Below are 7889 nucleotides of genomic sequence, written 5' to 3'. Positions count from 1 at the left end.
CTGCGCGCAGTTCCCGGCGGTCCAGCGCGCGCAGAGGCACACCGTCCAGCCGTACCTCTCCCTCGTCCGGGTCGACCAGACGTCCGGCGACGGCGGCGAGCAGCGACTTGCCCGCGCCGGAGCGACCGACCACGGCGAGCGTGGTCCCGGCGGATACGTCGAGGTCCACCCCGTCAAGGACGGTGCGCGCGCCCCGCCGGACGGTCACCCCGCGCAGCTCCAGCCGCCCGCGCCCGGACGGCGGCAGCCGGCGTTCCCCGTACCCGAGCGGAGGTTCGGCCAGCACCTCGTCGAGGCGCCGGGCCGCCGCCCGCGCGCGGACCAGCCCGGAGAGCTGTCCGACGAGGACACCGACGCCCGCCGCCAGCACGGCGTAACGGGACGCGGCGAGCAGCTCGCCCACCGACACCTGTCGCCGGGCGAGCAGCGCACCGGCCGTGGCCAGCACCCCGATCTGGAGGAGCGGGGCCACGGCGGCCGCCTGCGCGGCGGCGCGCCCCTGGACCCGCCACATGCGGTGGCCCTCGCGGGAGAGTTCCGGCAGCGGGCGCAGGACGCGGGCCACGGTCCGGCCGGCGGTTCCGGCCGCCGCGATCGTGCGCGCACCGGCGACGGCCTCGGCCAGTCCGTCGGCGATACGGCCCTGGAGCTGCTGGTAGCGGGTCACACAGGCCGTGGAGTCACGGGCGAGGCCGCGCAGCAGCAGGGCGAGGACGGGGGCCCCGACCAGGAACACCCCCGCCGGCCACGGGTCGATCAGGGCGAGCGCCACCACCGCGCCCACCGGCCCGGCGAGCGCGGCGAGCAGCGCGGCCACTGTGGCGGGGGCCGTCCCCGCCTGCGCGGCGTTCCCCACCAGCCGTGCGACCAGGTCGCCGGGTCCGGACCGGGCGACGGCCCGCGGGCCCACCGCCAGCACGTGACCTGTCAGACGCCGGCGCAGCCAGGCCGTGGCCCGCGCGCTCGTCGTCCCGCCGACGACGGTCTCCACCGCGTCCAGCACGGCGAGGAGCAGCATCAGCGTGGCGCACCACAGCACCCAGCGTGTCGCCGCCGGGTCGGCCTTCAGCAGGAGGTCCAGGGCGCGGCCGAGGGCGACCGGCAGCACCAGGTTCGCCCCCGCGGTGGCCAAGGCCACCACTGCGAGGGCGGTGCAGCGGCGCGCGGAATACCGCACCGTCGCCGACAGCAGGGCGTCGGACGAGGGCGGCGCGGTCGACGTGGGCGGCGCGGTCGATGTGCCTGACCCACGCGCCGTGGCAGGGGCGGTGGACGTGGCGGCCGGACCGTGACCACCCTGTTCGGCGTGACCACCGGGTTCGGTGAGGGTCGTCATACCCGTCCTGACGTGGAGCCGAGGGGAACTGCCAGGGGAATGCCGAGGCCGGCGCTCCCTCCGGGCGAGGAGGCGCCGTACGGGGCCGGACATGGGCAGGGCCCGGACGGCCTCTCCCCGAACACGGGAGGAGGGACCGTCCGGAGCCGTGGCGCGACCCCGCCGCCGCGGATGCGACCGCGGTGCCGCGCCGATGCGACGGAAGACCGTCCGGGGCTGTCGCCCCGCCGGGTCAGAGGCAGAGAGTGATGCTGGCCGCGCTCACACACGACAGCACGCTCAGGGAGCTGGGCCCGCCGGTGCCCGTGGTCTCGTCGGCTTCCATCGTCTGCAGGTCGAGGAGTGCCATGTCGATTCCTTTCGGTTGGGTTCCCCCGAAGGGGACTTGGGGACGGGGGTGGTGCGTCACGACTCCGTCAGAGCGCGGAGCCGCGTCTCAGGGCCGCCGTGGCGGCGGAAGGAACGGCAGGTGGGGCCGGGCGTCGTCGGCGAGCGCCGCGCCGAGTGCCAGCAGGCACCCCGCCGTTCCGGTACCGAGGTCCATGGAGAGCCGCATCAGATGACTGCCGGGGAAGGCGAGCTGTCCCTGGTACGGCATGGCGTGCCAGCCGAGCGCGTCGATCTGCTCCCTGAGCAGGTCACGGGAGGCGCCCGTCCGCGCGAGATGGAGGATCATCCCGGCCCGGCCCTCGAAGAGACCGGGCTGCGCGTAGAAGCGGTAGGTGGCGGCGGCGAGGACACCCGCACGGGCCCGCTCGAACTCGCCGGAGACACCCGCACGGGCCCGCTCGAACTCGCCGGACGCGCCGGGCCCGGCGGGGAGCCCCCTCGCCGTCAGGTAGTCGTCGAGGACCATGCCGACGCCCGCCCCGCCGTCGCCGAGGTACGGCATCGTCCGCCAGCCCTCGTCGACGGCCAGGCCGCCGTTCTTCTGCTCGACGAGGCACTCCAGGTCGAGCCGCAGGGCGTCGCCCGCCGCGTCGAGGAGCGCCGGGTCGCCCGTGGCCTCGTACCGGCGCAGCAGGAGGAGCGCGGGACCGCTCGCGCCGCGCAGCAGGCCGGCGCGTCGGCGGGGTGGTGCGGGGCGGGGTTCGGCGAGGCGCCGCACGAGGAGCGCCGCGATCTCGTCGGCCCGTTCGTCCAGCTCCGTCTCGCCGGTGGCCCGTGCCAGGTGCCCGAGGACCAGGCCGAGTCCGGCCAGGCCGCCGCGCAGGTCCGAGGAGAGCTTGTGCCACTTCTCGGACAGGACGCGCTCGACGAGGTCGAGGGCCCGCTCCCGGTGACCGAGCAGGTCCAGGACGTGCGCCACCCCGGCGAGCCCGTCGTACAGGCCGAGCGGTGTGCCGAGGGGTACCGGGTCGGTGTGGTCGAGCAGCCAGCGCTCGCCCTCCTCGTACCGCTCGGCTCCCGTCACGGCCAGCGCGTACAGCACGCCGGCGGCGCCGTGGGCGAGGCCGAGACCGCCGCCGTCCGAGAACTGGGCGACGTCACCGGGGAAGAGCCGGTCGTCCCGCTCCGGTGTGGCCGACGCCAGGATCGCCTTGACCATCGAGTCCCGGCTGTACGGCCAGTCCACGGGCTCGGCGAGCCACGCGAACGGCGAGGCCCCGGCGGGGACGACGGATGCGCCGCCGCCCACTGAACCGGGCCCCCGTGCCTCGCTGCTCACCGCGCCGAGCCCCGGTGCGGCGTCGCCGCGTACTGCGCCGCGCCCTCGTGCGCCGGCGCCGCCCGCCGCGCCCAGCCGTCGCCCGGCGTCGCCGCCCGCTTCGGCGAGCCCGTGGCCGTCCGCCCCGCTCCCGGTGCCCGCGCCCGCCCGTACGATCTCCGCGACCGCCTCGTCCAGGAACCGTCGCGGCACGGCCGGGAACTGTTTCGCGATCACCTCGGCCAGATGCGCCGCCTTCGCCCGGTCGATCACGAGGAGCGAGGTGACCGGCAGGAACAGCGCGAGGCGCAGACAGGCGAGGGCGTAGCGGTCGACGTCGGGGCCCGTGCGGTCCGGGGGTGCCAGGAAGCCGGGGTGGGCGACGATCTGCCGGCCGTTCTCCTCGGCCGGGGCCGCCGCCTCGAAGTCCAGCAGGGACACCGACCGCTCGTCAGGGGCGACCATGATGTTGAAGACGTGCAGGTCGTTGAAGACGATCCCGCGCGCGTGCACCGCCTCGACCGCCTCCTCGACGGCCCGGTGGACGCGTAACGCCCAGTCGGTGTACGTGGCCACCGCGTCCGGGTCGGGATCGGAGGCCAGCAGCGGGTGCCGTTCGGCGACGTACGAGTTGAGCGGGCGGCCCTCGACGAAGTCCATGACGAGGAAGCGGTGGTCGCCGAGGGTGAACCGGTCACGGACCTCGGGGACGACGCCCAGCCCCGACAGCCGCTCCAGCGCGGCCCTCTCCCGCTCCAGCCGGGTCACCGCGTCGGCCCCGTCGGCGGCCAGCCCGGCGTGCGGGCGCCCCTCCTTGAGGACCACCTTGCGCCCGTCACGGGTGTCGGTGCCGACGTAGACCCCGCCGCCGTTGGAGAAGTGCAGGGCCTTCTCGATGCGGTACGGCAGATCGCCGACGGTGGTGGTGTTCCGCGCCGCCAGCTGCGGTGCGAGGAACGCGGGCAGCGTCACCCACTCGGGTACATGGAAGGTCGGCTTCCGCTGGTCCGGCACCAGGGTGCCCGAACCGTCGCGGACCGCCGGGACGAGCGAGCCGCGCTCGTCGACGACGAAGGACCGGGCGAAGGCGCCGTAGCGGATGTAGAGGGGCCCCTCGTTCCAGCGCAGGTCGGTGAGGATGTACGGGCCGTCGAGGCCCTCCAGGAGCGCGCCCAGTTCCCGCAGGACGAGATGCAGCTGCTCCTCGTCGGCCGGGTAGATCGTCACGAACTTGCCGCTGGTGTCGCGGCCCGCGTACTTGGCGTTGCGCAGATGCAGCAGATGCGGGCCGGGCACGAACTTGAACGGGATCAGCCGGGGCACGCAGTAGTCCCACACGGTCGCCGCGATCCGCTCCGCGTTCGCCCGGGTGGCGGAGGCGTGCACCTTCCAGCCCTGGGTGGGCGCGGGGCGCGGACGGCCGGCTCCGTCGACGGGGGTCAGGGTCAGCCAGTCGCCCATCCGGGCGGCCCGCCAGCCCTCGGGCACCGCCCGGCGAGCCGTCTCGTACTCGGGCGCGGTCGTGCCGGCACGCTCACCGGCCGAGAGCCGGTCCGGTGTCTCGTAGAAGTGTCTGTCGGCGAGCGCGTACGCCTCGTACCGCTTGTCCATGCGTGTCCCCCCGGGTCGTGTGAGCCGTGTCCCTGGGCCGTGTGGCGTCGAGCCTTCCAGCCGGGCGGGGCGGCCCGACAGTCACGGCTGTCACCAGAAAGCCGTCATGCGTGTCACGTGATCACCGTGCGGAACGCATGCGTAAAGACTTGTTCGGGTTCTTTCGATCCCCGCTGTGCGCGATGTGTGGTCCGAGCTCCCCGGAACGGCCACAGGGGCTGCGCGAGCGTGCCGGAAGCGCTGTAATTGCGGACGTGGTCAGTGAGGGCACGGACGGACGCGGGACGAGGAAGCCGCGTGCCGAACTTGCCCTCGCGGCCCTCGCCGACGACCTCGACCCACGCGACCGCCTCCACGCCATCCTCGAACAGGTGCTCGTCTTCACGAAGGCGACGCTCGCCGCCGTCTACACCCCGGACGACGAGGGCGAACGACTCTCCCTGACCGCGTCGGCCGGCGTCCCCACGAACCTGTACGCGCTGCTCGACAGCTATCCCACCTCCGGCGCCACCTCCCTCGCCGAGGCGGTCCGCACGGGCCGCCCGGTGTGGCGCGGCTCCGCCGACCTCGTCCAGGACGCGGACGCCCGCCGCTCGGTCGTCGGGGAGTTCTCGGTGGGGGTGCTGCCGCTGGACGAGCGGGGCTGCCTGCTCGCCGTGAGTGACGACCTGGACGGCTTCGCCGCCGAGGACCGGCGGTGCCTGTACCTGTTCGCGCGGGCGGTCACCCGGGCCGCCCCGGCCCCGCCGCTCGGCCCGGGCGCCTCGTTCGACCTGGCCATGGACACCGGACAGGTCGAGGTCGACGACCAACTGCTGGAGCTGTTCGGGATCGGCCCCGACGACTTCGAGGGCCGGGTCGAGACCCTGCTCGCGATGACCGTGCCCGAGGACCTGCCCGCCGTGATGTCCGTCGTCGAGGCCGACCACATGTCCATCGGCGACCGGGAGCTGGAGTTCCGCATCCTGCAGCCCTCCGGCGAACAGAAGTGGCTCAGGCTCCGCGGCCGGCTGCTGCCCGGCGGCGAGGACCGCCCGGCCCGCCTCGTCGGCACCGTCGCCGACGCCTCCACCCTGCGCACCGGACGCGGCGACGTGGCCCGCGTCCAGCGCCTCGCCGCCGCCCTCGCCACCGCCGGCACCGTCCGGGACGTCAGCCAGGCCGTCGTCGCCGCCCTCCGCAAGCCCCTCCAGGCGGACCGGATCGCCCTCGCCGAACTGGAAGGGGACCGCCTCGTCGTGACCGTTCTCGACCCGCCCCAGTCCGAGGCGTGGCCCGAGGTCTGGCGCTCCGAGTGGCGCTCCGAGTGGCCCGACGCGCCGGTGCGCACCATGCCCACCCTCGCCACGGCGCTCCGCGAGGGCCGCGCCGCGATCTGGCCCGCCGACGCCGATCTGGAGCCCGCCCTCGCCGAGGTCGGACCGGGCGGCCTCGCCGTCCTCCCGCTGCCGGCCGGCGGCCGGATGGCCGGGGCCTGCCTGATCGGCTGGGACAGCCCCCACGATTTCGGCCCCGAGGAACGCGCCCTGCTCACCGCCGCCGCGGGCCTGGCCGGTCAGGCCCTGATGCGCGCCCACGCCTTCGACGCCGAACACGAACTCGTCGGCATGCTCCAGCGCACCCTCCTCCCACGCCGCCTGCCGCAGCTGCCCGGCGCGGTCGCCGTCGCCCGCTACCTGCCCACCACCGCCGGGCTGGAGGTCGGCGGCGACTGGTACGACGTGATCCCCCTGTCCGACAACCACGTCGCGTTCGTCATCGGCGACGTCCAGGGCCACAACGCGGGCGCCGCCACCCTCATGGGCCAGATGCGCACCGCCCTGCGCGCGTACGCCGTCGAGGGGCACCCCCCGGACGTCGTCGTCGCGCACGCCAACCGCCTCCTCGTCGACATGGAGACCGACCTCTTCGCCACCTGCTGCTACGTCGACGTCGACATGGAGGAGGGCCTGGCCTGGTACGTCCGCGCCGGCCACATCCCGCCCGTGCTGCGCCACCCCGACGGCACCGCCGAGATCACCGAGTCCGACGGCGGACCCCCGCTCGGCGTCCTGAGGCAGGCCGACTTCCCGATGGCCTCGCTGCGCCTGGCCCCCGGCGCCCTCCTCGCGCTGACCACGGACGGCCTCGTCGAGTCCGCGGACCTCGACGTGGAGGCCGGACTCGACCAGCTCGCCTCAGGGCTGTCCGCCGCCGACCCCGCCCACCTCGGCGTCGTCGCCGACACCCTGCTCGGCGGCGCCAACCGCGACGACGACGTGGCCCTGCTCCTCGTCCGCTACGACGGCATGGCCGTGCGCCCGCGCCGCGAGAACTGGACCGTGTGGCGGGTGCCCCAGGCGGTCGGCCAGGCCCGCCGCTACACCCGGCGCGTCCTGCGGGCCTGGGACATCCGGGACGAGGCGGACGCCGTCCTCCTCGTCGTCTCCGAGCTCGTCACCAACGCCCTGGTGCACACCGACGGCCGGGTCCGCCTCGACCTCACCCTCCTCCACGACCGGCTCCGGGTCGCCGTCGCCGACACCTCGCCCCGTACGCCGATCAAGCCGACCAGCATCGGGTGGGAGGCCACCGGCGGCCGCGGCGTCCTCCTCGTCGAGGCCATGGCCTCGGCCTGGGGCACCGTGCCGGCGAGCGGCGGCAAGCAGGTGTGGGCGGAGATCCCCATCGGCTGACACCCTGGTGGTGTGCGCCTGCTCCTGATGTCCGACACCCAGCTGCCCCGACGCGCCAGGGCGCTGCCCGAGCGGCTCCTCGCCGACCTCCCGCACGCCGACGTGGTCGTCCACGCCGGCGACTGGGTCGACGAGGCCACCCTCGACCTCCTCGAACAGCGCTCCCGCCGTGTCATCGGGGTGTACGGCAACAACGACGGCCCCGCCCTGCGCGCCCGCCTCCCCGAGGTGGCCCGTGCCGACCTCGACGGGCTGCGTCTCGCCGTGGTCCACGAGACGGGCCCGGCCCAGGGCCGCGAACGCCGCTGCGCCGACCGCTTCCCCGACACCGACGTCCTCGTCTTCGGCCACAGCCACATCCCCTGGGACACCACCACCGACACCGGCCTGAGGCTGCTCAACCCCGGCTCCCCGACGGACCGGCGCCGCCAGCCGCACTGCACGTACATGACGGCGACCGCGGCGGACGGTGAGCTGAGGGACGTACGCCTGCACCGGCTGCCGCCCCGCACCTGATCCTCACCAGGGCCCTGCCCCGGACCTGAGCCTCACCAGGGCCCTCACCGAGGCCCCTCACCGAGGCCCGTCACGGAAGCCGGTCACAGCTCTCAGGGCGCCG

The 7889-nt window shown here is 75.0% G+C and carries 5 protein-coding genes; 2 read left to right on the top strand and 3 right to left on the bottom strand.

Features of this window, described 5'->3' with window-relative positions; all coding sequences use genetic code 11:
* The 3 genes from AOK15_RS04280 to lanKC all read right to left on the bottom strand — a co-directional run.
* A partial coding sequence (locus AOK15_RS04280) for an ABC transporter transmembrane domain-containing protein (protein ID WP_079058298.1) occupies positions 1-1336 on the bottom strand: 1336 nt, incomplete at its 3' end.
* Positions 1337-1568: 232 nt separating this feature from the next.
* Positions 1569-1685, bottom strand: coding sequence for a SapB/AmfS family lanthipeptide (locus AOK15_RS04275; RefSeq protein WP_005483995.1), 117 nt, complete (start codon positions 1683-1685; stop codon positions 1569-1571).
* Between the two features lie 87 nt (positions 1686-1772).
* A complete protein-coding gene (lanKC, locus tag AOK15_RS04270) occupies positions 1773-4595 on the bottom strand; it encodes a class III lanthionine synthetase LanKC (RefSeq protein WP_055512899.1) in 2823 nt (940 codons plus the stop codon).
* Positions 4596-4849: 254 nt separating this feature from the next.
* Between lanKC and AOK15_RS04265 the strand changes: the two genes are divergently transcribed.
* Together AOK15_RS04265 and AOK15_RS04260 are read left to right on the top strand one after the other, a co-directional pair.
* Complete coding sequence (locus AOK15_RS04265; protein WP_055512897.1) at positions 4850-7270, top strand: SpoIIE family protein phosphatase; 2421 nt, start codon at positions 4850-4852, stop codon at positions 7268-7270.
* 12 nt (positions 7271-7282) lie between these two features.
* A complete protein-coding gene (locus tag AOK15_RS04260) occupies positions 7283-7786 on the top strand; it encodes a metallophosphoesterase family protein (protein WP_055512894.1) in 504 nt (167 codons plus the stop codon).
* The last annotated feature ends 103 nt before the right edge of the window (positions 7787-7889 follow it).

The sequence above is a fragment of the Streptomyces ossamyceticus genome (assembly GCF_001418475.1).
GTDB classification, from domain to species: domain Bacteria; phylum Actinomycetota; class Actinomycetes; order Streptomycetales; family Streptomycetaceae; genus Streptomyces; species Streptomyces ossamyceticus.
This window is presented reverse-complemented; position numbering and strand designations above follow the sequence as displayed.